The 26,714-nt window shown below is 73.2% G+C and carries 23 protein-coding genes; 13 read left to right on the top strand and 10 right to left on the bottom strand.

All coding sequences use genetic code 11. From position 1 onward, the window contains the following. Positions 1–186 precede the first annotated feature (186 nt). Entirely contained in the window at positions 187–1,998 is a 1,812-nt protein-coding gene (locus tag ACIBQ6_RS01595; protein WP_397209668.1) for a BTAD domain-containing putative transcriptional regulator, read from the top strand. On the opposite strand, the gene ACIBQ6_RS01600 is transcribed toward ACIBQ6_RS01595, so the two are convergent. Next, positions 1,988–2,806, bottom strand: coding sequence for a DUF4344 domain-containing metallopeptidase (locus tag ACIBQ6_RS01600; protein WP_358297933.1), 819 nt, complete (start codon positions 2,804–2,806; stop codon positions 1,988–1,990). The two genes, ACIBQ6_RS01595 and ACIBQ6_RS01600, sit on opposite strands and share 11 nt — an antisense overlap. A gap of 142 nt (positions 2,807–2,948) precedes the next feature. Continuing rightward, a complete protein-coding gene (locus ACIBQ6_RS01605; RefSeq protein WP_397209669.1) occupies positions 2,949–4,760 on the bottom strand; it encodes a BTAD domain-containing putative transcriptional regulator in 1,812 nt (603 codons plus the stop codon). A gap of 129 nt (positions 4,761–4,889) precedes the next feature. Between ACIBQ6_RS01605 and ACIBQ6_RS01610 the strand changes: the two genes are divergently transcribed. The 6 genes from ACIBQ6_RS01610 to ACIBQ6_RS01635 all read left to right on the top strand — a co-directional run bounded on the left by ACIBQ6_RS01610 (position 4,890) and on the right by ACIBQ6_RS01635 (position 13,528). Further along, positions 4,890–6,803 (top strand): ATP-binding protein, encoded by a 1,914-nt coding sequence (locus ACIBQ6_RS01610; protein WP_397209670.1) that lies wholly within the window; start codon positions 4,890–4,892, stop codon positions 6,801–6,803. 86 nt (positions 6,804–6,889) lie between these two features. After that, positions 6,890–7,267, top strand: a complete 378-nt coding sequence (locus tag ACIBQ6_RS01615; protein ID WP_397209671.1) for a hypothetical protein — start codon at positions 6,890–6,892, stop codon at positions 7,265–7,267. A gap of 100 nt (positions 7,268–7,367) precedes the next feature. Then, on the top strand, positions 7,368–7,727 hold the full coding sequence (locus tag ACIBQ6_RS01620; protein ID WP_358297925.1) for a hypothetical protein: 360 nt from the start codon (positions 7,368–7,370) through the stop codon (positions 7,725–7,727). A gap of 260 nt (positions 7,728–7,987) precedes the next feature. Then, a complete protein-coding gene (locus ACIBQ6_RS01625) occupies positions 7,988–8,845 on the top strand; it encodes a hypothetical protein (protein WP_358297924.1) in 858 nt (285 codons plus the stop codon). Positions 8,846–8,847: 2 nt separating this feature from the next. Beyond that, entirely contained in the window at positions 8,848–10,665 is a 1,818-nt protein-coding gene (locus tag ACIBQ6_RS01630) for a potassium transporter TrkA (protein ID WP_358297922.1), read from the top strand. A gap of 37 nt (positions 10,666–10,702) precedes the next feature. Continuing rightward, positions 10,703–13,528, top strand: a complete 2,826-nt coding sequence (locus tag ACIBQ6_RS01635; RefSeq protein ID WP_397209672.1) for a BTAD domain-containing putative transcriptional regulator — start codon at positions 10,703–10,705, stop codon at positions 13,526–13,528. Between the two features lie 61 nt (positions 13,529–13,589). Here the strand turns inward: ACIBQ6_RS01635 and ACIBQ6_RS01640 are convergent, their stop codons facing one another. Then, the gene (locus ACIBQ6_RS01640; protein ID WP_397209673.1) at positions 13,590–13,829 is read right to left on the bottom strand and encodes a LuxR C-terminal-related transcriptional regulator; all 240 of its coding nucleotides are present in this window, start codon (positions 13,827–13,829) and stop codon (positions 13,590–13,592) included. Between the two features lie 213 nt (positions 13,830–14,042). Here ACIBQ6_RS01640 and ACIBQ6_RS01645 point away from each other — a divergent pair, with 213 nt between their 5' ends. The 3 genes from ACIBQ6_RS01645 to ACIBQ6_RS01655 are packed head-to-tail and all read left to right on the top strand — an operon-like array spanning position 14,043 to position 14,766. Then, positions 14,043–14,195, top strand: a complete 153-nt coding sequence (locus ACIBQ6_RS01645; RefSeq protein WP_397210359.1) for a rhodanese-like domain-containing protein — start codon at positions 14,043–14,045, stop codon at positions 14,193–14,195. Further along, positions 14,192–14,500 (top strand): hypothetical protein, encoded by a 309-nt coding sequence (locus ACIBQ6_RS01650; RefSeq protein WP_397209674.1) that lies wholly within the window; start codon positions 14,192–14,194, stop codon positions 14,498–14,500. Before ACIBQ6_RS01645 ends, ACIBQ6_RS01650 begins: the two co-directional genes overlap by 4 nt. Beyond that, a complete protein-coding gene (locus tag ACIBQ6_RS01655) occupies positions 14,500–14,766 on the top strand; it encodes a DUF3303 family protein (RefSeq protein ID WP_358297913.1) in 267 nt (88 codons plus the stop codon). The genes ACIBQ6_RS01650 and ACIBQ6_RS01655 overlap by 1 nt, the downstream gene beginning before the upstream one ends. Positions 14,767–14,781: 15 nt before the next feature. Here the strand turns inward: ACIBQ6_RS01655 and ACIBQ6_RS01660 are convergent, their stop codons facing one another. Beyond that, complete coding sequence (locus tag ACIBQ6_RS01660) at positions 14,782–16,032, bottom strand: cryptochrome/photolyase family protein (RefSeq protein ID WP_397209675.1); 1,251 nt, start codon at positions 16,030–16,032, stop codon at positions 14,782–14,784. 170 nt (positions 16,033–16,202) lie between these two features. Here ACIBQ6_RS01660 and ACIBQ6_RS01665 point away from each other — a divergent pair, with 170 nt between their 5' ends. Continuing rightward, complete coding sequence (locus ACIBQ6_RS01665; RefSeq protein ID WP_397209676.1) at positions 16,203–17,678, top strand: SDR family oxidoreductase; 1,476 nt, start codon at positions 16,203–16,205, stop codon at positions 17,676–17,678. On the opposite strand, the gene ACIBQ6_RS01670 is transcribed toward ACIBQ6_RS01665, so the two are convergent. From ACIBQ6_RS01670 to ACIBQ6_RS01685, 4 genes are all read right to left on the bottom strand, one after another. Continuing rightward, complete coding sequence (locus ACIBQ6_RS01670; RefSeq protein ID WP_397209677.1) at positions 17,668–18,837, bottom strand: cytochrome P450; 1,170 nt, start codon at positions 18,835–18,837, stop codon at positions 17,668–17,670. The two genes, ACIBQ6_RS01665 and ACIBQ6_RS01670, sit on opposite strands and share 11 nt — an antisense overlap. Continuing rightward, positions 18,827–19,567, bottom strand: coding sequence for a helix-turn-helix domain-containing protein (locus tag ACIBQ6_RS01675; protein ID WP_397209678.1), 741 nt, complete (start codon positions 19,565–19,567; stop codon positions 18,827–18,829). Before ACIBQ6_RS01675 ends, ACIBQ6_RS01670 begins: the two co-directional genes overlap by 11 nt. A 112-nt stretch (positions 19,568–19,679) precedes the next feature. Further along, positions 19,680–20,201 (bottom strand): carbonic anhydrase, encoded by a 522-nt coding sequence (locus tag ACIBQ6_RS01680; protein WP_364338469.1) that lies wholly within the window; start codon positions 20,199–20,201, stop codon positions 19,680–19,682. A 52-nt stretch (positions 20,202–20,253) separates the two neighbouring features. After that, a complete protein-coding gene (locus ACIBQ6_RS01685; RefSeq protein WP_397209679.1) occupies positions 20,254–21,498 on the bottom strand; it encodes an MFS transporter in 1,245 nt (414 codons plus the stop codon). Between the two features lie 100 nt (positions 21,499–21,598). Here ACIBQ6_RS01685 and ACIBQ6_RS01690 point away from each other — a divergent pair, with 100 nt between their 5' ends. Next, positions 21,599–22,684 carry a DUF5937 family protein gene (locus tag ACIBQ6_RS01690; protein WP_397209680.1) on the top strand — a complete coding sequence of 362 codons (1,086 nt, stop codon included), beginning with the start codon at positions 21,599–21,601 and terminating at the stop codon, positions 22,682–22,684. 55 nt (positions 22,685–22,739) lie between these two features. Next, positions 22,740–23,795, top strand: a complete 1,056-nt coding sequence (locus tag ACIBQ6_RS01695) for an LLM class flavin-dependent oxidoreductase (protein WP_397209681.1) — start codon at positions 22,740–22,742, stop codon at positions 23,793–23,795. A 114-nt stretch (positions 23,796–23,909) separates the two neighbouring features. Here ACIBQ6_RS01695 and ACIBQ6_RS01700 read toward each other — a convergent pair whose 3' ends face one another. Together ACIBQ6_RS01700 and ACIBQ6_RS01705 are read right to left on the bottom strand one after the other, a co-directional pair. After that, the gene (locus ACIBQ6_RS01700; protein WP_397209682.1) at positions 23,910–25,127 is read right to left on the bottom strand and encodes an amidohydrolase family protein; all 1,218 of its coding nucleotides are present in this window, start codon (positions 25,125–25,127) and stop codon (positions 23,910–23,912) included. After that, positions 25,124–26,566 (bottom strand): amidase family protein, encoded by a 1,443-nt coding sequence (locus ACIBQ6_RS01705; protein ID WP_397209684.1) that lies wholly within the window; start codon positions 26,564–26,566, stop codon positions 25,124–25,126. The genes ACIBQ6_RS01700 and ACIBQ6_RS01705 overlap by 4 nt, the downstream gene beginning before the upstream one ends. Positions 26,567–26,714: the final 148 nt, after the last annotated feature.

A 26,714-nucleotide genomic window follows, 5' to 3' on the forward strand; every position in this document is an offset into this window, starting at 1 on the left:
CACTCTGCCCGGCATTTTGGGAATTCGCCACGGAAAACAGACGGCAGGAAGGTGCCACGACAGCAACCTGAGGCACGGGACGGCGATCAACGGGTCGTCGATTCTTCGTCCATGAAACGTCTACCGGCCCCCCTCACCATTGCCTGCGTTCAGATCGGAACCGTTGGGGGGTCAACGATGCGGTCGATGCGTTTCGGCGTGCTCGGAACTGTCGAGGTGTGGCGGGGGAACGAACGTCTGGAGGTGGGCACGCCACGCAACAGGGCGGTGCTCGCCCGGCTGCTGCTGTCGCCCGGGAGGGTCATCCCCGTCGACCAGTTGCTGGACGACCTGTGGGAGGGGAACCCGCCACCGCAGGCGCTGTCCTCGTTGCGGACGTTCGTCTGCCGGCTGCGTCGCGTGGTCGAGCCGCCCGCGCGGGAACCCGGCAAGCCGTCCGTGCTGATCACCGAGCCGCGCGGCTACGTCCTGCGGGTGGAGGAGCCGGCACTCGACTCGGCCAGGTTCGAGCGGCTGCTGCAGCAGGCCAGAGCGGCCGCCGAGCCACGTACCGCACTCGACCTGGTCGACGAGGCACTCGCCCTGTGGCGGGGCCCGGCCTACGCCGAGTTCGCGCACACCCTGTGGGCGCGGGGAGAGGCGACCAGGCTGCAGGAACTCCAGCTCGGGGCGACGGAACGCAGACTCGACATCCTGCTCGCCCTGGGCCGGCACGCCGAGGCCGTGCCGGCGCTGGAGGCGCACGCGCGCGCCCAGCCCACCCGCGAGGAGGGCTGGCGGCTGCTCGCTCTGGGCCTCTACCGCTCGTCCAGGCAGGGCGACGCCCTTGCCGTACTGGCCGAGGCACGCCGCTACCTGGCCGATGAGCTCGGCGTCGATCCGGGGCCCGAGCTGCGCAGACTTGAGGCCGACATCCTCGCGCAGACCTCCGAGCTCGACCTGCCGCCGGCGCCGGTGGCGACCAGGAAGCCGGTCACCCGCCTGCGCTGCCTCGGCAGGGACGACCAGCTCGCGGCCGCCGGTGCGGCCATGGCCGCCGCCGAGTCCGGCACCGGCGGCAGCCTGCTGTTCGACGGCGTGCCGGGCGCCGGCAAGACCCAGCTCCTGAGAGGGGTGGAGGCCCTGGCCGACATGCGCGGATTCCAGGTGGCGCAGGCGCAGGCGCATCCGTTGGAGAGCGAGTACGACTACGGCGTGGCCCGGCAGATCTTCGAGCCCATCCTGTACGCCCTGCCGGCGCAGGAGCGGCGGCAACTGCTCAGCGGGACGGTCGAGCCCGCGGCCGACATCGTCTGGCACAACCGGCCGTCGTCGGGTGGCCCGGACGCGTTGCACGCGCTCTACCGGCTGGCCGTGCGGCTGGCGGAGCGGGTGCCGCTGCTGATCCTCATCGATGACCTGCAGTGGTGCGACCCCGGCTCGTTGCGCTGGCTGGCCTACCTGGCCAGGCGCATCGAGCGGGTGCCCCTCCTGGTCGCCGCGAGCAGGGCGACCGGCGTCCCGGCCGGCGACGGTCAGCTGCTGGAGTCGCTCTGCTCGATCTTCGGCCTCGTGCGCCTGGGCGGTCTGCCCCGCGAGGCGGCGGCGGCCCTCGCCGGCGAGCTGTTGGGCGCGGAACCGGAGCCCGCGTTCATCTCCTCGTGCCTGCGTGAGACCGGCGGCAACACGTTCCTGCTCACCGAGCACGTGCGGGCGCAGGGGGCGGGGGAGCGGTCCACCTCCATCGAGCGGTGGGTGGCCGGTCAGCTCCGCCACGCCGGGCCCGGGGCGGCCGCGCTGGCCGAGGCGGTCGCGGCACTCGACCACGACGCGGAGTTTCACGCTGTGGCCGACCTGGCCGGCCTGCCGGACAGCCAGGCGGCCGCGGCCCTGTCGGCGCTGGTCGGCATGGGGATCCTGGGCGCCGGGTCGCCGCTGCGGTTCACCCAGCCTGTCGTGCGGCGGGCCGTGCTCGAAGGCGTGCGGGCCGGTGTCCCGCAGTTCGCCCTCAGCCCTTGATGTGCGGCTCCAGCAGCTTCGTCCAGGAGCCGGCGAGCTTCTCGTACTCGGCCGGGCACTTCGCGGCGCGCCCTTCCGGCAGGCCGTCCTCCCCGACCCAGTCGGCGTAGGCCTTGGGGTCGGAGCCGTAGATCCAGCACATGTAGTTGAAGGCCCGCTGCTCGTCCATCGAGTGCTCGTCGTAGAACGGGAGCGCGGCCCGGTCCTGGTCTCCGGCCGACGAGAAGTAGTAGTTGATCGTCTGGACGCTCGCGGAGTCGTCGTCGTTCTGCGACATCATGAGCGCGGACAACTGGTCGGCCGCGTCGTCCTCCTTGCCGAGGGCGGGCAGGTCGTAGAGGTCGATCACGGCGTGGCCGAGTTCGTGGTACAGCGTGTCGACGAGGTTGGCCTGGCCGTGCTGGTCGTTCTCCTCCTCCGACTCGGCCTTGTCGCGATAGCGGGTGAAGCCGTCGGCCACGAGCTCGTAGCACATGGTGATCTTCTTCTCGTCGGGGCTGTAGTAGGCGTTCACCTCGCCGCACTGCTCACCGGCCAGTGTGACGTCGTACGGCAGGATGAGCATGCCGTTGAGGCTGGCGGCGAAGCCTTCGAGCACCTTGCCCGGCTTCAGCAGCTGAAGCCCTTCGGCGGCGAGGTCGGTGTCGGCCTCGCCGTACTCGGCGACGAACTTCCCCCCGGCGGCCTGGGTCGCCTTGGGGGCTTCCTCCGCGGCCGCCACCGGCTGCTCCGCGCTGCCGCAGGCGGACAGCATGGTGGTGAGGAGCAGCACGCCGGCGCCCATCGTGAGTTGATTCCACTTCATCATGTCTCCAGGTCTGAGTTGACCCTCGGATCCTGCAGTCACGATCTTGGTGTCCGATGGACGGATGGTCTCCGCGTCCGCGTGCGCCACCGGCGGTTCCGTCAATGTGCCGTCGATCGGCTGTCGACGACGGCGGGCCATCGTCTCAGGTCATGACCATCGGCACGACGAGGTTGTCCGACGGTTCGGCGAGGGTCCGGCCGTAGAGCCACAGCAGCGTGTGGAAGCGATAGTGACCCGGGCTGGGCGAGTCGAGCATGCCCAGGTCGACGAGGCCCTCGACGATCTCCTCAGCGTCGAGCGTCTCAAGGCCGAGCACGGCCGCCGCGACAGGCAGCGAGAACGAGGTGGTGGGGAGATCGGTGAGCAGCCTGAAGGCCCGTGCCTGCGTCGCGCCGAGCCGCTCGTAGCCGAGCCGGAAGGTCGCCTCGACGGTCATGGTGCCGAGCCGCAGCTCCGAGAGACGGGTGCGCTCGTCGGCCAGCCTCCTGACCAGGGAGGAGATCGTCCACAGCGGCCTGGAGACCAGCCGGGAGGCCGCGATGCGCACCGCGAGCGGCAGGAACCCGCACAGAGCGACCGCGTCCTGCGCCGCCGCCGGCTCGGCGGCGACTCGGTCTTCCCCCACGATCCTGGTGAACAGCCGCACCGCGTCGCGGGGTTCGAGCACGTCGAGGTCGACTCGGCCGGTGGTCGGCAGCCCCGCGGGCTTGGCCCTGCTCGTCACCAGCACGGCGCAGCCTCCCGTCCCCGGCAGCAGGGGCCTGACCTGCGCGTCGTCCACCGCGTCGTCCAGGACGACGAGCATCCTGCGGTTGACCATGAAGCTGCGGAACAGCGCCGCCCGCTGTGCCGGGTCCTCGGGGACGTCCAGGTCAGGATGGCCGAGCGCGCACAGGAACGCGCGCAGCGCCGCGGCGGGCTCGACGGGCCGGCCGCCGGCCCCGCACAGGTCGATGTAGAGCTGGCCGTCGGGGAAGGCGTCGCTGAGCAGGTGGGCGACGTGGATCGCCAGGGCCGTCTTGCCCGCGCCGCCCTTGCCGGAAAGGCTCACCACGGTGGTCGCCTGCCCGGAGCCGGACTTCAGCACCTCGCCGAGCAGGGCGACCTCGTCGTCCCTGCCGGTGAAGTCGGACAGGTCGGCCGGCAGTTGGGCCACCCGGGGGAGTGCCTCGTCCTCGTGGCGGGCCGGTGCGGGCCTCGGGCCGGGTCTGGGGTCGACCCGGGCGGGCAGCAGCTCAGGGTCCGACGTCAGGATGCGCTGGTGCAGCTCCCTGAGCTCGCCTCCGGGGTCGATGCCGAGTTCCTCGGCGAGCAGACGCCTGGTGCGGTCGAAGACCTCCAGCGCCTCCGCCTGCCGGCCGCAGCGGAACAGGGCCAGCATCAGCAGAGCGCTCAGCGACTCCCGCAGCGGGTGCGCGGCCGACAGCACGGCCAGCTCCGCCGCGGCCTCCGTGGCCCGTCCGAGCTCGATGTCGAGTTCGAGCTTGACCTGCAGGGCGCTCAGGCGGCGAGCGCCGAGCCGGTCGCGCTGAGCCTCGGCGTACGGCCCGACCGTGCCGTCCATGGCGTCGCCCTGCCACAGCCCGAGGGCCGCTGACATCAGCGTGCGCGCACGGGTGAGGTCGCCTTCCGCGCGGGCCTTCTCGGCCTCGGCGTACCTGTCCTCGAAGACGGCGACGTCCAGCGCGTCCCGGGGGACGGACAGGGCGTAGCCGGTGCCGGCGGAGACGACCACGCCCGGCCGCGACCTGTCGGCTTCCAGCACCTTGCGCAGGCGGTAGGCGTAGGTGCGCAGGGTGCTGAGGGCGCGCAACGGCGGCTCCTGTCCCCAGATCGCGGCGATGAGCGCGTCGCAGGTGATCGCCCTGCCCTCGTGGAGGAGGAGGGCGCCGAGCACCGCGCGCTGCTGCGGCGAGCCGAGGTTGAGCTCTTTGTCGCCTTCCCAGGCCCGCACCGGACCCAGCACCGAAAAGTACAACCTGTGAGATCGTTCCATACCGCGCCTTCGGAATATTTGTACGAATGATAGTCATTTGCTCTCTTCGATGACTCGTTGTGGATCAGGTTTGGGGTGGGTTTCTCAGTGTTGCGGCCAGCACAGTTACCGGCTGACATTCCTGACTTCACCGGCAGGAAGCAGCTGATCGCTCAGCTGGCGGATCGGCTCACCAGCCCCGGCAACGCGCTGACCGTGGTGGCCCTCTCGGGGGCGGGCGGGATCGGCAAGACCACGCTGGCGCTGCACGTGGCGCACGCCGTACGGGCCGCGTACCCGGACGGCCAGCTCCACGCGAGCCTGCGCGGCACGGGAGCCGCACCCCTGCGGGCCGAGGACGTGCTCGCCGACTTCCTGCGGGCGCTCGGGCTCAGCGCCCGGGAGATCCCCTCCGGGGTCCACGAGCGGACCGCGCGGCTGCGCTCGGTGCTGTCGGGACGGCGGGTGCTGATCCTGCTCGACGACGCCGCGGACGCCGCGCAGGTCGCGCCCCTGATGCCCGGCGCCGCCACCTGCGCGGTGCTGGTGACCAGCAGGTCCTGGCTGGGCGACCTGCCGGGTGCGCACCAGGAGGGGCTCGGCCTGTTCCGCGAGGAAGAGGCGCTGGAGCTGCTGGCCCGCGTCGCGGGGGCGGAACGGGTCGCCGCCCAGCCCGCGGCGGCGATCGAGCTGGCCGAGTCCTGCGGGCTGCTGCCGCTGGCCGTGCGGATCGTGGCGGCGCGACTGGCCGCGCGGCCGGGCATGAGCGTGGAGATGCTGGCGAGGCGGCTGGCCGACGAGCGGCGCAGGCTCGCCGAGCTCAAGATCGGCCACGATGCGGTGGAGTCGTGCTTCGCGCTCGGCTACGAGCCGCTCGACGCCGAGCACGCCCGTGCGTTCCGGCTGCTGGCGCTGATGGACGGGCCCGACCTGTCCGTCGCCGCCGCGGCGGCCGTCCTGGACGTGGGCCCGGCGGAGGCCGAGAACCTCTGCGAGTCGCTCGTCGACCTGAGCCTGCTGGAGTCGCGGGGGCCCGCCCGCTACCGGTACCACGATCTCGTCCGCCTGTACGCCAGAGGGCTCGCCGAGCGGGCGGACCCGGCGGGCGAACGGGCGGCCGCGCTCGACCGGCTGCTCGACCACTACCTCGCCGGAATCAGAGGAGTCTGCCGGGTCTCGCTCCCCGGGTTCGTCCACCAGGCCGGGCACCAGGGCCCCGAGCTCGCCTTCGCCGACGCGCCCGCCGCCCGCGCCTGGGTACGCGCCGAGCAGGCCAACGTCAGCGCGGCGGTCGAGCAGGCGGGACGGTCGGGAACCCGCGTCCTGTCGGAAGAGGTGCCGCTGCTGGCCGAGGTGACGGGGCTCACCGAGATCGACGACCGCCTCATCCTCGGCGCCGTCCTGCACGCGCTGGGACTGGGCGCGCTGCGGGTGCGCGGCGTGGACGAGGCGATCAGCCTGCTGTCGGCGGCACTGGCCGTCGCGGAGGCGCAGCACAGCCCCCAGCTGGCGGCCAGCGCCCACGGCCTGCTGGCCATGGCGCTGGGCGACGCCGGCTTCGTCACAGAGGCCAGGGCCCACGTGCGCAAGGGGCTGCGCCTGGCGCACGAGATCGGCGACACCCAGGGGATCGGGGTCAACCACCTGGGCGCCGCGGCGGCGGCGTTCCACTCGGGCGACCTGGAGGAGGCCATCGACAGCCTGCTGGAAAGCGCTCGCGCCTACCGCGAGGGCGGCCTGCCGCTCAGGGCGGCGTGGGCGTCCCACCGCCTCATGGACGCCTACCGCGCCCTGGGACGCCCGCAGGAGGCGGTGCAGGTCGGCGAGGAGGCGCTGCCGCTCTACCGGTCGATGAACGACCCCTTGCTCGCCGGCAGGATCCTGAGCCGTCTCGGACAGGCGTGGACCGACCTCGGGGAACCGGAACAGGCCCGGCGCTGCTGGCAGGAGGCCGACGCGATCCTCGGCCCCTACGACATGGCCGAGGGGCGAGCCGTCCGCCGCCGTCTCGGGATCGCCTGACGGGAGGGGTTCACCGGTTGATGACCGGCTGTCCATGGCCGTGGCGAAGGTTGTCGTGACCCATAGCGACAGTACGGAGGAAAGTCATGTCCTGCCACAGACTCGCACTGAGCGTCTCAGCCCTTGCCTTCCTGACCCTGGGGGCGGCGGCCTGCGGCTCCGGAGGCGAGAGCGCCGCCGTGGCCGGCACCAGAGGGTGCAAGGAGCTGCGAGCCGTCATGACGACCACGCTGACCGAGTTGCAGAGCAAGGCCGGGGACCTTGAGGCCATGAAGCAGCTCTACAGCCAGAGCGCGCGGAAGCTCAAGGGGCTGAACGTCGACGAGAAGGTCAAGGAGGCCCAGGAGGCGGCCGTCTCCCTGTACGAGGAGCTGGCGGCGATCGGCGAGCCGGAGGAGGCGGATGAGTACACCGCCCAGGCCGGCGACGCCGTGTCGAAGCTCAACTCCGCCTGCGCCGCCTGACGGGCGCCGGGCGCCGCCGTCGCCTCCTCCGCCTGGGCGCAGCCCGGCGTGGACGGACCGTTCATCAGCCGTCAAGGTGGGTCTCGCAGGATCTGGCGCCATGAAGATCGTGATGACCATCGCCCTGATGACCGCCGTGCCCTTCCTGACCGGTTGCGGCTCCACCTCCGCCGACGCGTGCAACGCGGCGGCGGCGGCCAGTGCCACCTGGGAGAAGGAACTCGGCTCCGCGCAGGGTGCGGAGGCGGTCAAGGGGGTCAACGCCGCGTACAAGGCGGTGCTGACCGAGCAGGCCGGCAAGGCGGACGGCGCGGTCAGGTCGGCCATGAACGACATGGCCGCCTCGCTCGACGCCGCGAACGCCGCCATCGACGCAGGTGACGAAGCGGGCATCGACGCCGCGCAGAAAGGCACGGACGCGAAGACGACGGCGCTGAACTCCGCCTGCCGGGCCGGCTGAGCCCGGCACGTCGGCACATCCGGACACGGCCGGCGGCAGATCGAATCTGCCGCCGGCCGTTCTCATGCCCGGGTACGGCCGCCCGCGTGGACGCCCGATGGACGAAAACGTTTATCTCCCGTCAACCAGGTGTAGAGGCGCACAACCCAGTCTCTCCTCCCATGACTTATCAGCCTTTTCCGCCAGAACAGACCCTGGCTCCTCCGCTCCCGGCACCTCCCACGGCCCCCGTACCCGAGCCGGCGACGGCCAAGGGCGGCGTGCTCGACGTCTTCGAGAAGATCGGATCGGTCGCCGTGCCGGTCGCCGTGGGCATGTACGCCATGCTGTACCTGGGCCTGGCCCAGGTCTACGTGGTGTTCGGCATCACCCCCGAGCAGGCCGGCCTCGACCAGGCGACGATCTTCGGCCGGCTCATCGGCACGCTGATCGAGCTCTTCCTGGTGGCCCTGCCCGGAGTGGGGTTGCTCGTGGCGCTGGGCTGGCTGCTCAACCTGGTCACCCGCGGATCCGTCGGCCGGCTGACGCGCCGGCTCCGGGAACAGCCCTGGATCGCGGCCACGGTGGGCGCTCTCGTCTCCGTCGTCGCCTACTGGGCCTACTTCGGCACGCTGTGGGACCTGTCCGGCGGCCGGCTCCTGGTGGCCGTCGTCCTCGTCGCGGTCTTCGGCCTGCTGGTGCCGTTCCGCCTGATGCGGACCCGCGACACGGGACGGGCCGGCATGAAGGTGCTCACCGGCGCGCTGTTCGGCATCGGGCTGGGGCTGATCCTGGTCGCCCAGATGGTCCACGGCGCCGTCGACATCGCCGCCAACGGCAACGGCAACGCCCTGCTGCAGACCGTCGGCTTCCAGAACCAGTGGGCCACCGTGGGCGACGGCGACGGCAAGCCGCTGCACAAGGACAGCCCGGACGAGAGGTTCCTGCTCCTGGGCGAGAAGGAGGGCGCCTACGTGCTCTACGACTGCGGCAGGCAGGAGACCTTCCGCCGCTCGATCGAGGGCACCACGCTGGGCAAGATCGAGTTCGACCCGGACTTCGCCGACCCCGAGACCGGCGAGGTCAAGGCCTGCGGCTACGCCCTGGAGGCGCAGGACCCCGCAACCGGGGAGCAATAGCCGTGTCCCGTGAGCGACTGCGTTACTGGTTCGACAACACGATGTCCAAGGGCACGCCCGCCCTGATCGGCTGGCTGGCCGTGGCGTCGGCGGTGCTCGTCGGCGTCGTCACCGTGATCGCCGCGCCCATCGCGGGCGAGAACGGGCCCTGGTGGAACGTCGCCTGGATGAGCCTGCTCCGCACTCTCGACCCGGGCACCATGGGCGGCGACGAGGGCAGCCCGTTCTTCGTCTTCATGATGCTCTTCGTCACCATCGGCGGGATCTTCATCGTCAGCGCCCTGGTCGGCGTGCTCACCGCGGGCCTGGACGCGAAGCTGGAGAATCTGCGCAAGGGCCGGTCCCGCGTGGTGGAGAGCGGGCACAGCGTCGTCCTCGGCTGGTCGGAGGAGGTCTTCGCGATCGTCTCCGAGCTGGCCAAGGCCAAGGAGAGCGAGAAGCGCCCCGTCGTGGCCGTCCTGGCGGACCGGGACAAGGTCGAGATGGAGGAAGAGCTGCGCGACCGGCTCGGTGACGTGGGGCGCACCCGGATCGTGGCGCGCAGCGGCGATCCGGCGGAGCCGACGGCCCTGGACCTGGTGAGCCCGGACACGGCTCACTCGATCCTGGTGCTGCCCACCGACGACGCCGAGCTGATCAAGATCCTGCTCGCGCTGGGCAACCGCCCCTGGGCCGGCACCCGGCCGCCGATCGTGGCCGCCGTGACCGAGAGCGGCAACCTGCCCGCCGCCCGGCTCGCGGGCGGGGCGCACGTCGAGATCGTCGACTCGCAGGACCTCGGCGCCCGTCTGGTCGCGCAGTCCTGCCGCCAGCCCGGACTGTCCACCGTCTACAGCGACCTGCTGGACTTCGACGGCGAGGAGATCTACATCCGGGCCGAGCCCGCCCTCGTCGGCAGGATGTACGGCGAGGCGCTGTTCGCCTACGCCAGCGCGGTGCCGATCGGCCTGCGCCACGGCGACGGCTCCGTGGTGCTCAACCCGCCGAGCCAGAGCGTGATCCGGCACAGCGACCAGCTCATCCTCATCGCCCCCGACGACTCGGCCATCCGTCTGGCGGCGGCGCCGGCCGTGGTGCGCCAGGAGGCCATCGCCCGCCCCGGCGCCCCGCGACGGGAGCCGACCAGGACGCTGATCATGGGTTCGAACCATCGGCGCTCCAGGATCCTGCGCGACCTGGCGCCGTACCTGCTGACCGGTTCGGAGATCCATCTCGCCGGGCCCGACCTGGCCGACCAGCCCCTGCCACCCGGTGTGCTCGTCTCCGCCAAGGAGGTCGACGTCACCAGCCGCACCGCGCTGGAGTCGCTCGGCATCGGCGGCTACGACCACGCGATCGTGCTCTCCGACGGCGCCTACGACGCTCAGAAGGCCGACGCCAGGACCCTGGTGACCCTGCTGCACCTGCGGGACATGCGGACCGGCGTGGCGATCGTCAGCGAGATGAACGACGAGCGCAACAGGAAGCTCGCCGAGATCGCCGAGGCCGACGATTTCGTGGTCGGCGGCAAGCTGGTCAGCCTGCTGCTCACCCAGCTCGCCGAGAACCGGCACCTGGGCCAGGTCTTCGACCAGCTCTTCTCCCACGAGGGCTCGGAGATCTACCTCAAGCCGGCGAGCGACTACATCGTCCCGGGCGCCACCGCCACGTTCGCCACCGTGATCGAGGCGGCCAGGCGGCGCGGCGAGACCGCGATCGGCTACCGCCTGACGGCCTCCGCCGGTCAGGCGCGTCAGCACGGAGTCACCCTCAACCCCGACAAATCAGCCCCGCTGGCGTTCCGGCCGGGCGACAGAGTGATCGTCCTCTCCGAGGACTGACAGAGGACTGACAGAAACCGACGGAGGAGCGGACGACATGGGGCAGGACCTGAGATTCTCCCTGCTGGGCCCGGTGCGCGCCTGGCGCGGCGACCAGGAGCTGGATCTGGGCTCGCCGCAGCAGCGCCTGGTCCTGGCCATGCTCCTGCTGGCCGGAGGCCGGGCGGTCGGCAACGATCAGCTCGTGGACGCCGTCTGGGGCAGGGAACAGCCGCGCACCGCGCTCAGCACGCTGCGCACCTACGTCTCACGGCTCCGCCGCGTGCTCGGTGACGGCGTCGTGTTCTCCATCGGGGACGGCTACGCACTGCACGGCGGCCTGCGTGACGTCGCGGAGGTGGAGCGGCTCCACGGCGAGATGCGGTACGCCGAGGCGCTCGCGCTCTGGCAGGGCGAGCCGCTCGCCGGGCTTGAGGGCTTCTACGCCCAGGCCCAGCGGGTCCGGCTGGCCGAGCGGCAGCTCACCATCCTCGAACGCCGGCTCGACCAGGACCTCGGGAACGGCCGCCACGCGGAGGTCATCTCCGAGCTGACCGCGCTGTGCGCGAGCCACCCGACCAGGGAGCGGCTGCGGGCGCTGCTGATGCTGGCGCTCTACCGGTCGGGCCGCCAGGCGGAGGCGATCGGCGTCTACCTCGACACGCGCCGGCTGCTCGCCGACGAGCTGGGCGTGGATCCGTCCCGGGAGCTGGCCGAGCTCTACCAGCAGATCATCAGCGCCGACCCGGCACTCGGCCGGACGGCACGGCCGGCGGCGCGGGCGGCGGCGCCCAGGCACACGCCCAGGCAACTGCCCGCCGACGTCGCCGATTTCACCGGCAGGGAGAGGGAGGTCGAGGAGATCGCGGCCGCGCTGCGCGCCGGCGACACCTCGGCCCTGGTGGTCTCGGCCGTCGCCGGCGTGGGGGGAGTGGGCAAGACGACCCTGGCCGTGCACGTCGCCCACCGGCTGGCCGGCGACTATCCGGACGGGCAGCTCTTCGTCGACCTGCGTGGCGCCGGAGCCACGCCGGTCGAGCCCACCGCGGTCCTCGGTTCCTTCCTACGGGCGCTGGGGCAGGACGACCCGCCGGAGGAAGTGGCGGAACGCGCCGCGCTGTACCGGTCCGTGCTCGCCGACCGGCGCATGCTCGTGGTCCTGGACAACGCGTGCGACGTCGGCCAGGTGCGGCCGTTGCTGCCCGGCTCGCCACGCTGCGGCGTGCTCGTCACCAGCCGCGCCAGGCTGACCGGGCTCACCGGCGCCCGCCAGGTGGACCTGGAGGTGCTCGGCCCCGTCGAGGCGCTGGCGTTGTTCACCAGGATCGTGGGCGAGCACCGCGTGGCCGTGGAGCGCGGCGCCGCCCTGGACCTCGTCGGGGCCTGCGGCTTCCTCCCCCTGGCGATCAGGATCGCCGCCGCCAGGCTGGCGGCCAGGCCCAACTGGAGCGTCGCCACCATGCGCGACCGGCTGGCGGACGAACGCCGCCGGCTGGCCGAGCTGCGGGCCGGCGACCTGGCCATCGAGGCCACCTTCTCGCTGGGCTACGAGCAGCTCGACGCCGCGCACGCGCGGGCCTTCCGGCTGCTCGCCGTGCCGGATGCCGCCGGGGTCTCGTTGCCGGCCGCGGCCGCGCTGCTCGACCTGCCCGAGGACGAGGCCGAGGCGGTGTGCGAGGGGCTGGTGGACATGAGCATGCTGGAGTCGCCGTCACCCGGGCGCTACCGCTTCCACGACCTGCTCAAGATCTATGCCCGTTCCCGGTCGGAGGATCACGGAGTACGGCGGTCGGCGCTCGGCCGGCTGCTCGACTTCTACCTGGCGTCCGTCGCCTCGGCGTTCCGGCTGCTGTATCCCGGCGACCGCCGGCCCGCCAAGGTGCGGACCCGTCTGGCCGGGCTGTACTTCGCCGGCGCGCCGGCCGCGGTCGAGTGGATCGACCAGGAGGAGCAGGGGCTGCTCGGATGCGTCGAGCAGGCCGCGCGGACGACCGGCACCTCCGTGTCCCAGGTCGTACAGCTGCTGGACATGGCGGCGGACGCGCTCGGGTACGAGTCGGACCCCGCGCGTTACGAACGGCTCGGCGACCTGGTCGTGTCGGCAGCCGTCGAGTCGGCCGACAGAGCCCTGGAGGCACAGGCCCGCTGCCTGCGCGGGCTGACCCTTGTGAGCAGGAGCCGTCTGGACGCCGCCGCCGAGGACGGCCTGGCAAGCCGGGACCTCAGCCGCCAGCAGGGCGACCTGGACACCTACGCCGAGTCGCTGAACCTCCTCGCGCTGAGCGCGATGAGCAGGCGGCAGCTGACCGAGGCCGTCGACTGGTACGTCCAGGCCGTCGACGTGTGGCGCTCACTGGACGACAAGGCCGACCTGGCGCTCGGGCTGGGAAATCTGGCACGGGCGCTGATCGACCTCGGCCGGGTGAGCGAGGCGATCGCCGCGGCGCGGGAGGCCGAGCAGATCTCCCTCGACCTCGGCGGCGGCCGGCCGGACCCGAGCGCGGTCTACCAGCTGGGAATCGTGCTGCGCGAAGCAGGCCACCCGAGCGAGGCCCTGGTCAAGCTGGAGCTCGCGCTCACCGAGTACCGCAGGCTCAAGCAGCGGACGTGGGAGGGGGCGGTGCTCTTCCGGATAGCCGAGACGCACCTGGCCGGGAGCGCGGCCGAGCAGGCGCTCGACTACGCCGAGGACGCGCTCGCGATCCTCACGGAGGTGGGTGACGAGTGGGGGCGGGGGATGGCGCTGACCGTGCTCGGCAGGGCGCTGCGCGAGCAGGGCCAGCCGGGACGGTCGCGGGCCTGCCTGCAGGAGGCCCTGCACGTCTTCGACCGGCTCTCGCTGCCGGAGGCCGCCGACGTGCGCCTGCTGCTCGACGCGGTTTGAGCCGCCGGGCCCCGCGGAGTCGGCGGGGCCGCCGCCTCCGCCGGACGGCGATGCCCGGGGCTCACCCGGGTCCTGCGTCCGCGGCCTTGACGGCTTCCAGCAGCTCGGCGGGTGGCGTTGCCGGGTGGCCGAGCTTGCGCAGCAGGGACGACACATGGCTCTCCACGGTCCGCTCCGACAGCCTGAGCCGGTCGGCGATCTCCCGGTTCGCCAGCCGGTCACCGACCAGCCAGAAGACCTCCGCCTCCCGCCTGGTGACCCCGGCGGACCGTGACGCCTCCGGCAGCGCGGCGTCCTTCATGACGCGAATCATCCCCCGGAAAAGCTCCGTACTGAGCACGGATGTGCCGGCTCCGAGCATGAGGTGTGATGGCGGAAGCCTCCTGAAAGGACCCGCGCATGGCAAGCTCCGTCACCGAAATGATCGCGCACGCTCGCGCACGGATACGCAACCTGTCGGTCGCAGAGGTGGCCGAGGCCCTGGAGTCGGGCACGGTGAGCCTGATCGACCATCCTGTACTGCGCGTCAGGCGGCCGTTCCGCGCTCGCCGCCCTGGCGCTGCGGGAACTCGGCTACGCCGACGTCGCCCACCTCGACGGAGGGCTCAACGCCTGGAAGGAGCACGGCCGCCCCGTGACCCTCCAGGCCGAGGAGGAACGCCGGTGAACGGGGACGCGCTCGGAGCGGCGTTCGCGCGGGCGCTGCCCGCCAAGGACCGCGACACGCTGCACGCCCTGCTCGGCGACCCGGTCGACTTCAAGGCGCTCACCCCCGGGGCCCACTGGGACGCCGACGACCCCGGCGAGGTCGTGGACCGGATCATCCTCGGCCAGTGGTTCGAACCCGGCGCCACCCGTCATCTGGTCGAACAGCAGGTCTACTACGGCGTCGCCGGCGAGCGCATCGCCTGGCTGCGTATCCTGTGCTCCGGCTTCCGGCCCGTCCCGGACGGGGAGCCGGCGGAGGACTGATGTTGTTCATGGTGATCGAACGCTTCCGCGGCCAGGACGCCAAGGCCGTCTACCGGCGGTTCCGGGAGAAGGGCCGGATGACCGGCGAAGGTCTGGTGTTCGTCTCCAGCTGGGTGACGGCCGACCTGAGCCGCTGCTTCCAGCTCATGGAATGTGACGACATCGCACTCCTGCAACGCTGGGTCGCCGAATGGTCGGACCTCGTCGAGTTCGAGATCGTGCCGGTGGCGCCCGGAGCCGCGACCGCCGCCGCCCTTGACGGCTGACCCGGACGTCGCCGGTCAGAGCATCGGACGTGGGTATCCGGCCGGTGGAGTGCCCAGCAGCCACGGCTGGTGCACGTGGGCGGCGGGCACGGCGGCGAGCTCGGGCACGTGGCGGCGCACGTAGTCGCCCGCCGGGTCGTACCGCTGGGCCTGGCGCAGCGGGTTGAAGGCGCGGTTGGGACGCGTGTCGTTGCCGGTGCCGGCGATCCACTGCCAGTTGCCCGAGTTGTTGGCCACGTCGCCGTCGAGGAGGTGCTCGAAGAAGTGCCGGGCGCCGGCCCGCCAGTCGATCCCGAGGACCTTGACCAGGTAGGAGGCGACGATGAGGCGGGCCCGGTTGTGCATCCAGCCCTCGGCCAGGAGCTGGCGCATGCCGGCGTCCACGATGGGCAGCCCGGTCATGCCCTCCCGCCAGGCCTGCAGCGCGTCCTCGTCGTCGCGCCAGCGGTGGCCGCGGGGGCGGTAGTCGTCCCGGTTGATCCGCGGGAAGGCGTGGGTGACCTGGTGGTGGAAGTCGCGCCAGCACAGCTGGCGGACGAACGGCTCGCTGCCCGCGGCCAGGTGGGCCAGTTCCAGCGGCGACAGGCAGCCGAACCTCAGGTACGGGCTCAGCCGGGAGGTGCGGTCGCCGGCCAGGTCGTCGTGGCCGTCGGCGTACCCCGGCAGGGCGTGGCGGATCCACCGGCGGGCGCGGTCGCGGGCGGCGGTCTCGCCGCCGGGCACGGGTTCGGGCCTGGCCGGGCCCGGCAGCCGCCCGGCGTTGAGGTCGCGGGGCGTCGGCACGTGGTCGGGGGCCGCGAGCAGGGGGCGGCGCCGGTGCCGGCTCCAGGCGCGCCAGTACGGCGTGAAGACCCGGTAGTGATCGCCGCCCCCGGACGGGGTGAGCGTGCCGGGCGGCACCACCGTGACCCCCGGGAAGAGCTCGTACGCGATCCGTTCACGAGCCAGCCGGTCCTGCCTGCGCCTGGCCAGCAGGCTGACGTCGGCACTGGCGAAGACCGCCTCGGCTCCGGATTCCCGGACGAGCCTCATGGTCTCGGTCACGACGTCGCCGTGCCGTACGACCAGGTCCCCGCCGCGTGCCCGCAAGGACGCCCGCAGGTCGGCCAGGCACTCCAGCAGGAAGCCGCGGCGGCGGCCGGCGGGGACGGTCTCGTCCAGCACGAACAGGGGGAGCACGGCGCGGGCGCGCTCGCAGGCGGCCGCCAGGGCCGGGTGGTCGTGCACCCGCAGGTCCCTGTTGAGCAGGACGATCACCGTGTCCATCGACGGTCCCTTCACGGCCCCCCGCGGCCTGCCGCGACCGTGCACCTCCCCCATGCCTCACAGATGCCCCGCCGGCCGCGCCCGCACGCGCGCGGCGGCAGTGCTGGTGGACGTGACGATGACCGGCCCGCTCCGGCATGAGGCCCGAGGGACGGGGAAGGTGCGTGGGCATGGCATTGTGCCTGGTGACCGGGGCGACGGGGTACATCGGCGGGCGGCTGGCGCCTGAGCTGCTGGCCGCCGGTCACGACGTGCGGTGCATGGTGCGCTCGGCCGGACGCCTGCGCGATCTGTCATGGGCCGAACGGGTCGAGGCCGTCGAGGCCGACGCCACCGACGCCGAGCGCACGCGCCGGGCGCTGGACGGGGTGGACGTCGCGTACTACCTGATCCACGCGATGGGGACGAGCGGCCGGTTCGCCGAGCGGGACCGCCTGGCGGCGCGCACGTTCGCGGCCGCGGCGGCCGAGGCGGGCGTGCGCCGGATCGTCTATCTGGGCGGGTTGACGGCGGACGAGCGGCTCTCGCCGCACCTGTCGTCGCGGGCCGAGGTGGGGGAGATCTTCCTGCGCGGCGCGGTCCCGGCGGTGGTGCTGCGGGCCGCGGTGATCATCGGGTCGGGGTCGGCCTCGTTCGAGATGCTGCGATACCTGACCGAGCGGTTGCCGGTGATGACGACGCCGCGCTGGGTGCGCAGCCGGACGCAGCCGATCGCGGTGCGGGACGTGCTGCGTTACCTGGTGGCGTGGGCGGATGCGCCGGGAACGGTCAACCGGGGGTTCGACATCGGCGGGCCTGATGTCCTCACATATGCCGACATGATGCACGGCTATGCCGCGGTGGCCGGGCTGCCGCCGAGGTGGATCATCCCGGTGCCGCTGCTCACCCCCCGGCTGTCGAGCCTGTGGGTGGGGCTGGTCACGCCCGTCCCCGCGAGCATCGCCCGCCCGCTGGTGGAGTCGCTGCGCAACGAGGCCGTGTGCGGCGAGCACGACATCGCCCGCCACGTACCCGACCCCGAGGGCGGGCTGGTCGGCTTCCGGCGGGCGGTGTCGCTGGCGCTGATGAAGATCAAGGAGGCCGACGTCGCCACACGCTGGTCCTCGGCGTCCACGCCGGGCGCGCCGAGCGATCCGCTGCCCACCGATCCCGACTGGGCGGGCGGCAGCCTGTTCGTGGACGACCGCAGCCTGGCCGTGCAGGCCAGCCCGGAGGCGTTGTGGCAGGTGATCGAGGGCATCGGCGGCCGTAACGGCTGGTACTCATTGCCGGTGGCGTGGCAGTTGCGGGGCCTGGCCGACCGGCTGGTGGGCGGGGTGGGGCTGCGGCGCGGCCGGCGCGATCCGGCCCGGCTGCGGGTGGGCGACTCGATCGACTTCTGGCGGGTGGAGGAGGTGCTGCCCGGACGGCTGTTGCGGCTGCGCGCCGAGATGCGGCTGCCAGGACTGGCCTGGCTGGAGCTCGGCGTCACCCGCTCCGGCGGCCGGACGATCTACACGCAACGTGCCATTTTTCATCCGCACGGCCTGCTCGGCCAGCTGTACTGGTGGGCGATCTCGCCCTTCCACGGCCTGATCTTCGGCCGGATGCCGGTCAACGTGGCCGCCGCGGCACGCCGCAGGGATCGGTCCGCGGCTACGAGCTGACCAGCGCCAGATCGAGCACGTCGATGCCGACCGGGGTGCGCTCGGTCGCGATCCGGCTCAGCGACCACGGACCGGGGAAGCGGTGCAGCAGTGCGTGCAGCGCGATCGCGACCTCGTGCCGGGCCAGGTGCGCGCCGAGGCAGAAGTGCACACCGTGGCCGAAGGAGAGGTGCTCGTCGGACGTCCGGTCGAGCCGGAACTCCTGCGGCTCGGCGAACACCCGGGGATCCCGGTTGGCCGAGAGCACCATGGCGACCACCCGCCGGCCGGCCTCGACGGGGTGTCCGGCGATGTCGGCCGGGCCGGTGGTGAAGCGGTCGGTGCCGCCGATCGGGGGCAGGAACCGCAGCACCTCCTCGACGGCGGCGGGCACCAGCCAAGGGGCGGCACGCAGCCGGGCCGGCGCCTCCGGGTGGGCCGCCAGGCACAACACGGTGTTGACCAGCAGGGTCCTGGTCGTCTCGTGGCCGTTGACGAGCAGCAGCGTGCAGAAGTCGAGCAGTTCCTCGTCGGAGAGCCGGCTGCCGTCCGGTTCGGCGGCCAGCAGGGTGCCGATCACGTCGCCCCGGGGGCGGGCGCGGCGCTCGGCGAACACCTGGCCGAAGTACGCGGCCAGTTCGGCGCGCGCGGCGCGGAACGCGGCCCGGCGCGCCGGGTCCTCGCTGAACGCGCCGGCGAAGGAGGTGATCGCCTCGGTCCAGCGCACGAAGTCCGCTTGCCGGTCCGGTTCCACGCCGAGCAGCGCGGCGATGGTGCGCACGGGCAGTGGATGACCGAGCCGGTCGATCACGTCCAGCTCGCCGTCCACGCCGGCCAGTTGCGTCCGTACGGTGTCGGTGATCGAGGGCAGCAACGACTGGATCGCGCGGGGCGTGAAGGCCCGGCTGACCAGCCGGCGCAGCAGGTGGTGCCGGGGCGGGTCGATCGCCGACAGGCTGCCGAGCAGCGGGTTGTCCCGGTGCGGCGGGGGTTGCGCGCTGTGGCGCAGTTCGTCGGACGAGAACGTCCGGTGGTCGGTGAGCACCTGCTTCACCTCGGGGTAGCCGTGCACCAGCCAGCTCTGCAACGGTTCGGCGAAACGCACCCCGTCCCCGGCCAGACCGTCCTGTGCGGTCTGCCGGTACCAGTCGAGGATCTCCTTGACGACGTCATCGGTCATGCGTCGAGTGTGTTGGCCCCCGGCTGGCCGAGGCTTGGAGAAAACGGCCATCCGGCAGCAGCGTGGTCGGCGGTGCGCCCACCGCGTGCCGGAACTCGGCCAGTAGGTGCGACTGGTCGTAGCAGCCGCTGCGCACGGCGATGGCCGCCCAGTCGGGGCGCTCGCCCCTGGCCAGCGCGGCGCGCGCGGCGGCGAGCGCGTGGTGCAGCCGCACCACCCGCGCGTAGGACTTGGGCCGCAGCCCGACCGCCGCCCCGAACCGCCGCCGCAGTTGCCGCTCGGACAGCCCGGCCCGGGCGGCATGCTGCTCCACGGGCGCACCTGGCGCCGCGTGCATCGCCGCCAGCACGACGCGCACCCGCTCGTCGACCCGGCATCGGCCGGCGCGCGCCCGTACCAGGGCCAGCGCCCCGGCCAGCCGTTCGCCCACCGCCCCGTCCGGCCGCCCGACGTCGACGGCCGCCCCGGCCAGTGGCACCTCGTCGGCCGCCACCCCGAACAGCCCGGTCACCGTTCCCGGTCGCAGCCGCACTCCGACCAGGGGCCCGCCCCCGGGCAGCCGTCCCTGCCGGAGGCGCGTCTCCGGCCCGGCCAGCCGGCACTCTCCGTCGGGCATGACGAGCAGGTCGACGGCGGGGTACGGCAACCCTCGCGGCACGGTGTCGCCGGCCAGCACCCAACTCCCGGCCACGAGGTGGGCCAGGTCGGCGGGCACGGGCAACGCGGTCACCCGTGCAGTCAACCCGGCGACCGCCGCGCCCGCCACCGATTAACCGGGCCGCGGACGCCCGACGAGCGCCACAGGCGCAGGCCCCGGCGAGGCATGCCGGATCCGCACCCGATCAGTCGGACGAACCCTGCGGGCCGGCGTCCAGCTTGACCTCGTTCAGCCGGCCCGTGGCGACGTCGTAGACGAACCCGCGGACGGAGTCCTTGTGCGGGATGAACGGGTCGGCCTGGATGCGCCTGGCCGACTGGCGCACGTCCGCCTCCAGGTCCTGGAACGCCTCGGCGGACCAGTCGGGCTTGACGCCGACCTCCTGGTAGATGTCGTGCTTGAAGCCGTCGTCGGTGAAGGTGAGCATGCCGCAGTCGGTGTGGTGGATGAGGATGATCTCGCGGGTGCCCAGAAGGCGCTGGCTGATGGCCAGGCTGCGACGTTCGCCGGCGGTGACGACGCCGCCGGCGTTGCGGATCACGTGCGCGTCGCCCTCGCGCAGGCCGAGCAGGCCGTAGACGTTGAGCCGGGCGTCCATGCAGGCAAGCACGGCCACACCCCGGGCGGGCGGCAGCGGCAGGTCGCCGGAGTCGAAGGCGGCGGCGTAGCGTTCGGAGTTGGCGATCAGCTGGTCGGTGACGCTCATGGGGGACGTCCTCCTGTCACGTGCCGCGGCCCGCGGTCATAGTCCACATTCCCTACTGACTGTACATGTTATTGCCCCGCTGTGTAGCCCCCCTGCGTCGACGGCGAACACGGCGGTCGGCGACGGCGGAGGCGGACAGGAGGGTCGCGGTGGAAAGGGTGCCCCAGAGGGTGGCCGGGCCGTGGGCGGCGAGGGCGGTGATGACCGCCGGGGAGACGGCGAGGCCGAAGCCCGTGGAGAGCTGGAAGCGGGCGAGGGCGCGTCCCAGAAGATGGGCCGGTGCGAGGGCGGTGACGAGCGCCGTCGCACTGCCGGCGTAGACGATCTCGCCGATGGTGCAGACCACGGACACCACGGCGACGGCCGGGACACCCCAGCCGGGCCCCAGGGAGGTGGCCGCGAGGAAGCCGAGGTAGGACGCGGCGAGCACCACGCCGGCGAACGCCAGCACGGTCCGCCGGGAGAAGCGGGACAGCAGGACGGTCACCGGCACCTGCAAGGTGACCACCAGCACCGTGTTGGCCACGAAGACGGCCGCCGGCCACACCGGGGACGCGTGCATCTGCGTCACCAGGACCAGGGGCACCGCGATCTCGGGGACGTTGAGGCAGAAGACGTAGACCACGTTGGCGGCCAGCAGCGCGCGCATCCGGGGCGCGGGCCCGCCGGTCACGTCCGTGGCCGCAGCGGCGGCCGGACGCGCACGCAGGCGCACCGACCACGCCAAGGCCGCCGCGGCGAGACAGGCGAGCCCGGTGACGGCCGCCAGCGCCTGCAACGCGGCGGCGCCGCCCGCCAGGCACGCGGTGGCGAGCAGGGCGCCCACGCCCAGAGCGGCGTTGCGCAGGGCGCGGCCCGCCGCGAGGGCGGCGTCGCGGTCGCGGCCGTGGGCGACCGTGGCCACGAGAGCCGCGTGGGCGGCCGGCCATGCCTGGTTGCCGATGCCGAGGAAGAGCGCCGCCGTCGCGAACAGCCAGACGTGCCCCGCCGGGGCGGCCAGCAGCAGCGCCACGCCCAGCACCCGCACCAGCATCGACGCGGCCACGACCGTGCTGCGTGCGCCCCGGTCCAGCCACCGGCCGACCGCGGGCATGCACACCAGGCCCACGACGACGCCGGCCGTCATGGCGATGCCGGTGACCGGCGCGGACAGCCTCAGCACCGTCACCCCGTAGAGCAGCAGGAAGGGCCGCAGCAGGCCGGTGCCGAGCGCGTCCACGGCCAGGGCGACGGCGTAGCGGGGGCCTCCGGAGGCGCGGACGAGGGCACGCGGCCGGATCGTGGTGGTGGATGCCATGGCGTCAACCATGCGTCCGGCCGCGGGGGACGGCTCCGCCAGTTGACGGACACCGTCAACCGACGCGGTCGTCGGCCGTCCGGCCAGGGATGATGTGGGGATGACGCTGAGGATCGACATCGGCGGCCTGCCGTCCGGGCGGCTGCGGTTCGCCGCCTCCCCGCTGGCCGAGCTGACCGCGATGCTGCACGTGCTGGCCGAACCCGGGCATCACCCGCAGCTCGCCGGCTGGGCCGGGGACGTCTGGGCCGGGCTGCGGCCGGAGCTGGCCGAGCGGCTCAGGGAGGCGGAGTTCCTCTGGCGTTCCTCACGAGCCGACTTCCTGGTCCCCGCGCGTCCCCGGCCGACCCTCGCCGAGGAGCTGGACGACGTCGACCGGATCGACGACGAGACCTACGTGACCGCCGCGCTCATCACCACGTGCGGCAGCAACCGGGTGCACTTCGCCGCGCCGTCGCCGCTCACCGACGCGACGGCGCGCGAGCGGGCGCTCGACCTGGCCCAGGCCCGCGGCGCGCTCCAGGAGGCCTTCGCCGAACGGCTGCTCGCGGACCCGGCCGCCGTGCGGGCGCGGGTGCGCGACACCCTCGAACAGTGCGCCGAGGCGTTCTTCGACGCCGCCTGGACGGGCGTCGCCGCACAACTCGCCACCGACCTGCGCCTGAAGAACGACCTGCTGAAGCGCCAGGGCCTCGGGGCGGCGCTCGCGTCCGTCTCCGGCGCCGTCACCCTGGCGCCGGACGGCACCCGCATCGTCGTGGACAAGCTGCAGGACAACGCCACCACCGCCAACGGCACGGGGGTCACCTTCCTCCCCAGCGTCTTCGGCCGCCCGCATCTGGTGGTGGTGCACGCGCCCGGATGGCAGCCGGTGGTGCAGTACCCCGTGGCCGAGGCGGGGCCGTCGGAGCCGGTGTCGCTGGAGACGGTCACGCTGCGGCTGGAGGCGCTGGCGCATCCGGTGCGGCTGCGGCTGCTGCGCACCCTGGCCCGCGGTCCGCACACCACCGGCGAGCTGGCCCACGCCTGGGAACTCTCACCTCCGGAGGTCTCCCGCCACCTCGCCGTCCTGCGCCGCGCGGGCCTGCTCACAGCCCGGCGGCACGGCCGTTACGTCCGTTACACCGTCAATGTCCCCGACCTGACGGCGTTGGGCGCCGACCTGCTGACGGCCGTACTGCGCTGAGCGGCTTCGGCTGTCAGGCTGAGGACGTTCGAGCCGATCCTTTCGTGGAGGTCAGATGCGCGCAGGCGTCGTGGTCGCCGCCCAGCCCGGTGTGGAGGATCTCGCCGTGCGGGCCGAGGAACTGGGCCTGCACAGTTTCTGGGTGAACGACAGCCCGATGCTCCACGGGGACCCCTTCGTCGCCCTGGGGCTGTGCGCGAAGGCCACCAGCCGCATCAGGCTGGGCGTCGGCGTGACCTCACCGGCGCTGCGCTCGGCCCCGGCCGCCGCGAGCGGGCTGGCCAGCCTCAACGCCCTGGCGCCGGGCCGGATCATCTGCGGGGTCGGCACCGGGAACACCGCCCGGCGCACGCTGGGCATGCGGCCGGCCTCGGTGGCGACGATGGAGGACTTCACCGCCGCGCTGCAGGACCTGTGCGCCGGGCGGAGCGTCGAGTACCGCGAGGGCGACCGGGCCCGCGACGTCCGGTTCCTGCACGCCGGGGCGCACGTGCACACGGACGACCCGATCGAGTTCGTCGTGGCCGCGCTTGCCGGGCCGAAGGCCGCCGCCGTCGCCGGCCGCCGCGGCACCGGCCTGATCTCCTTCGGCCTGCTCGACCCCGCCGCCTGGCGCGCCCTGCACGACGCCCGCCGCCACGCCGCCCACGGCGCACCCCGCGACCCCGCCTCCTACGTGGTCACCGCACTGCACGTACTGGGCGAGGACGAGGATCCCCGCGGCGACGCGGCCAGGGACGCGACCGGCCACCTCGTCCTGTCACTGCTGACCTTCGCCGCCGACACGGCGGCCGACACGGACGCCTTCGCCGGGCGTCTGGACCCCGGGGAACGCGAGGCCGTGCGGCGACTTCTCGACCGGCGCGGCACCACCGCCACCGCGCCCGACCGGCACACCAAGCTCTACCCCGGCTACCTCGGACGCATCGCGCCGGAGGATCGCGACCTGATCCTGCCCTCGCTGATGAACACCCTGGCCCTGGTCGGCACCCGCGACGACCTCCGCGCCCGCATCGCCACCCTCGAACGGGCCGGCGTCGACGAACTGCTCATCCAGCCGGTGATCGACCCACCCACCGAGATGGCCCGCCTGGCCGAACTCCTCACCTGACAGAACCCGCCGCGCACGGGATCAGGCACGGCGAGCAGCCCGACACCACCGTTCGCGCCGGGCCGCCGGGCGGCAACAGCAGGCCGCCCTTCCGCCTGCCGGCCGGCGGGATCTTCAGCTGCGCACCCGCCCTCCCCGGACGACGTGGGCGACCTCACCGATCGTCTCGATGTCGGCGAACGGATCTCCCGCGACGACGACGAGATCCCCGCGCGCACCGGGCCGCAGGACACCCAGGTCGGCCCGGCCGAGCAGCCGCGCGGCCTGCGAGGTGGCGGCCCGGAGCGCGGCGAGAGGGGTCATCCCCTCCGACACCAGCACCACGAACTCCCGCCAGCTGTCCTCGAACGGGACGGTCCCCGCGTCCGTGCCGAAGGCGACGGGGACCTGGCCCGACAGCAGGCGGCGGGCGTTGCGCAGGATGTCGTCGGCCACCGGCGCCACCTTGTCCCGCGCGCCCGCCGGCTGGCCCGCCCAGAACCGCGGGTCGTCGAGATGGTCGATGTAGAGGTGGCAGGCCCATCGGGTGGGCACGAGCGTCGTCCGGTGTTCCGCCATGAGGCGCAAGGTGTCGTCGGTGGCGAAGGTGCCGTGTTCCACGCTGCGGACGCCCGCGCGCACGGCCCGGCGGACGCCCTCGTCGAAGTGCGCGTGCGCGGCGCTGGGCAGGTTCAGGTCGCGGGCCGCCGCCACCAGGGCGGTCATCTCCTCCTGGGTGTAGGCCACGGTGTCCGCCGCGTCCGCGGGGCTGACGAAGCCGCCGGTCGCGGCGAACTTGATCCAGTGGGCGCCCAGCTGGCGTTCGATCCTGACCTGGCGGACGACCTCGTCCACGCCGTCGGCGACCGCCGCCGCGCGGCCTCCGTAGGGCGGCTGCAGGGTGGAACGGGGATCGCCGTGACCACCCCGAGGGGAGATGATGTGGGGGGCCACGAGCATGCGCGGCCCCTCGATCAGCCCGGCCTCCACGGCGCGGGCCAGTTCCACCGTCACCGGGTCCGCGGCGGGGCAGCCGAGGTCACGGACGGTGGTGAAGCCGTGGGACAGCAGGGTCCGTAACGCCGGCAGCGCGTCGAGGGCCTGACGGGAGGCGGGCCCGCCGCCCGTGCCGTCACCGGCCGCCACGTGGACGTGACAGTCGATGAGGCCGGGCAGCACCGTCCCGGACGCCTCCAGGACGCGTGTGCCGCGAGGACGCTCCACCCGCGTGCCGGTCTCGACGATCCGGTCACCGCGCATCAGCACCTGGAAGGGGCGCAGGCAGTCGTCGCGCAGGCCGTCCCAGCCCTGCGCGGCGGTGACGAGCAGATGCGGCTCGTCCGGGCCGGTCATCGGCCCGGCGCCCGGGGTGGGAGGCCGGGGCGGTGGGCAACGGACGGCTCCAGGGCGGGCGGCGGCCAGATCTCCTCGTAGGCGCATCCCATCTGGAGCAGATGGGCGTCGGCGCCGGCCGGCGCGCACAGTTCGAGCCCGACGGGAAGCCCGTCCGCGGTCAGGCCGGCGGGCAGGCTCAGCGCGGGCAGGCCGAGGACGCCGGCCCAGTCGGTGTTCCGGATGAAGGTGGGGAAGGTGGGATGCTCCCGGCCGTCGATCACCACGGAGTCCTCGCAGGCGAACGGCTGGGCCGGCAGCGGAGTGGTGGGATAGACGAGGGCGGACAGCCGGTGGGCGCGCTGGTGGTCCGACAGGGCGCCGGCCAGACGGGAGAGGTTCGCGCACGCAGCCCGGTAGTCGGCGGCCGGGGCGCGCGCCGGGCCCAGGGCGTCGTTCAATGCCGCCCGCACGCCGGGCGAGGCGATCTGGGCGAGCACCTGGTCGAGAGTGGGCGCGGGCGACGTCTGGGCCAGGTAGTAGGGGATCTCCCAGGCCGCCTCGTACAGGGCCACCGTCATGGCGTCGCGGGCGAGCGACGCGCCGGCGCCCGCCGGAAGGTCGGCCTCGACCAGCACGGCGCCGGCCGCGCTCAGCTCCTCCAGGCGTCGTTCGGCCACCGCGGCCAGCGACGGCTCCAGCCCCTCCCAGAACGGCCGGCGGGGCACGCCCAGCCGCAGCCCCGCCCAGCGCACCGGTTCGGGGGCCGGGCCGGGCGCGGCCACGACGGAGTCGAGCAGCACGATGTCGCGCATGGTGCGGGTCAGGAAGCCGGCGGTGTCCCTGGTGCGGGAGAGCAGGAGAAGGCCGCGCTGCGGATACCGGCCCGCGGACGGGCGGTAGCCGAACACGGCGCACAGGGCCGCCGGAATCCGCACGGAACCCCCGGTGTCGGTGCCGAGACCGGCCGGCGCCAGGAAGGCGGCCACGGCGGCGGCGCTGCCGCTGCTGCTGCCTCCGGCGAACCGATCGGCGGCCCACGGGTTGCGGACGGGGCCGAAGCCGGGATTGTTGCCGGTGATGCCGACGGCCAGCTCGTGCATGTTGGTCTTGCCGAGCGCCAGTGCGCCGGCGGCGCGCAGCCGCCGCCAGATCTCGGCGTCCCGCCCGGGACGATGGGCGCGCAGCGCCGGCGTGCCGGCGGTGGTGGGATGACCGGCGACGTCGACGTTGTCCTTGACCGCGACGAGGACGCCGTGCAGGGGGCCGCGCCGGTCCGCCCTGTCGGCCTGCGCGGCGGCGTCGAGGACGGCGCGCTCGTCGCACGAGACGAACGCGCCGAGCGACTCCTCCGCGCATCGCCCGAGCAGGCATCGCGCATATTCGGAAACGGATATGCGCCTGTCGCGAATCGCGTTGACGGCCGTCCATGAGCTCCAGGCGGCCACGTCGTCACACATGAGCGTTCACCTTTCAGGGGCGCCGCACGAGCCAACCCAACGTAACACCTCCCGGCGGGACGGAATGTCGGGCCCGTCATGGGGCTGGAACGAGAGTTCGCCTGACACTCAGGAGGCTTTTGCGGTCGGTGTGATAAAAGCCGCGATA

This window comes from Nonomuraea sp. NPDC049655 (assembly GCF_044465465.1).
Taxonomy (GTDB): Bacteria; Actinomycetota; Actinomycetes; order Streptosporangiales; family Streptosporangiaceae; genus Nonomuraea.

Excerpts from the sequence above, each read along its gene's own strand:
- ACIBQ6_RS01670 (WP_397209677.1), bottom strand. The coding sequence starts at position 18,837 with ATGACCGATGACGTCGTCAAGGAGATCCTCGACTGGTACCGGCAGACC.
- ACIBQ6_RS01640 (WP_397209673.1), bottom strand. The coding sequence starts at position 13,829 with ATGAAGGACGCCGCGCTGCCGGAGGCGTCACGGTCCGCCGGGGTCACC.
- ACIBQ6_RS01700 (WP_397209682.1), bottom strand. The coding sequence starts at position 25,127 with ATGACCGGCCCGGACGAGCCGCATCTGCTCGTCACCGCCGCGCAGGGC.
- ACIBQ6_RS01660 (WP_397209675.1), bottom strand. The coding sequence starts at position 16,032 with ATGGACACGGTGATCGTCCTGCTCAACAGGGACCTGCGGGTGCACGAC.
- ACIBQ6_RS01615 (WP_397209671.1), top strand. The coding sequence starts at position 6,890 with ATGTCCTGCCACAGACTCGCACTGAGCGTCTCAGCCCTTGCCTTCCTG.
- ACIBQ6_RS01620 (WP_358297925.1), top strand. The coding sequence starts at position 7,368 with ATGAAGATCGTGATGACCATCGCCCTGATGACCGCCGTGCCCTTCCTG.
- ACIBQ6_RS01680 (WP_364338469.1), bottom strand. The coding sequence starts at position 20,201 with ATGAGCGTCACCGACCAGCTGATCGCCAACTCCGAACGCTACGCCGCC.
- ACIBQ6_RS01695 (WP_397209681.1), top strand. The coding sequence starts at position 22,740 with ATGCGCGCAGGCGTCGTGGTCGCCGCCCAGCCCGGTGTGGAGGATCTC.
- ACIBQ6_RS01595 (WP_397209668.1), top strand. The coding sequence starts at position 187 with ATGCGTTTCGGCGTGCTCGGAACTGTCGAGGTGTGGCGGGGGAACGAA.
- ACIBQ6_RS01635 (WP_397209672.1), top strand. The coding sequence starts at position 10,703 with ATGGGGCAGGACCTGAGATTCTCCCTGCTGGGCCCGGTGCGCGCCTGG.
- ACIBQ6_RS01600 (WP_358297933.1), bottom strand. The coding sequence starts at position 2,806 with ATGATGAAGTGGAATCAACTCACGATGGGCGCCGGCGTGCTGCTCCTC.
- ACIBQ6_RS01665 (WP_397209676.1), top strand. The coding sequence starts at position 16,203 with ATGGCATTGTGCCTGGTGACCGGGGCGACGGGGTACATCGGCGGGCGG.
- ACIBQ6_RS01705 (WP_397209684.1), bottom strand. The coding sequence starts at position 26,566 with ATGTGTGACGACGTGGCCGCCTGGAGCTCATGGACGGCCGTCAACGCG.
- ACIBQ6_RS01655 (WP_358297913.1), top strand. The coding sequence starts at position 14,500 with ATGTTGTTCATGGTGATCGAACGCTTCCGCGGCCAGGACGCCAAGGCC.
- ACIBQ6_RS01685 (WP_397209679.1), bottom strand. The coding sequence starts at position 21,498 with ATGGCATCCACCACCACGATCCGGCCGCGTGCCCTCGTCCGCGCCTCC.
- ACIBQ6_RS01690 (WP_397209680.1), top strand. The coding sequence starts at position 21,599 with ATGACGCTGAGGATCGACATCGGCGGCCTGCCGTCCGGGCGGCTGCGG.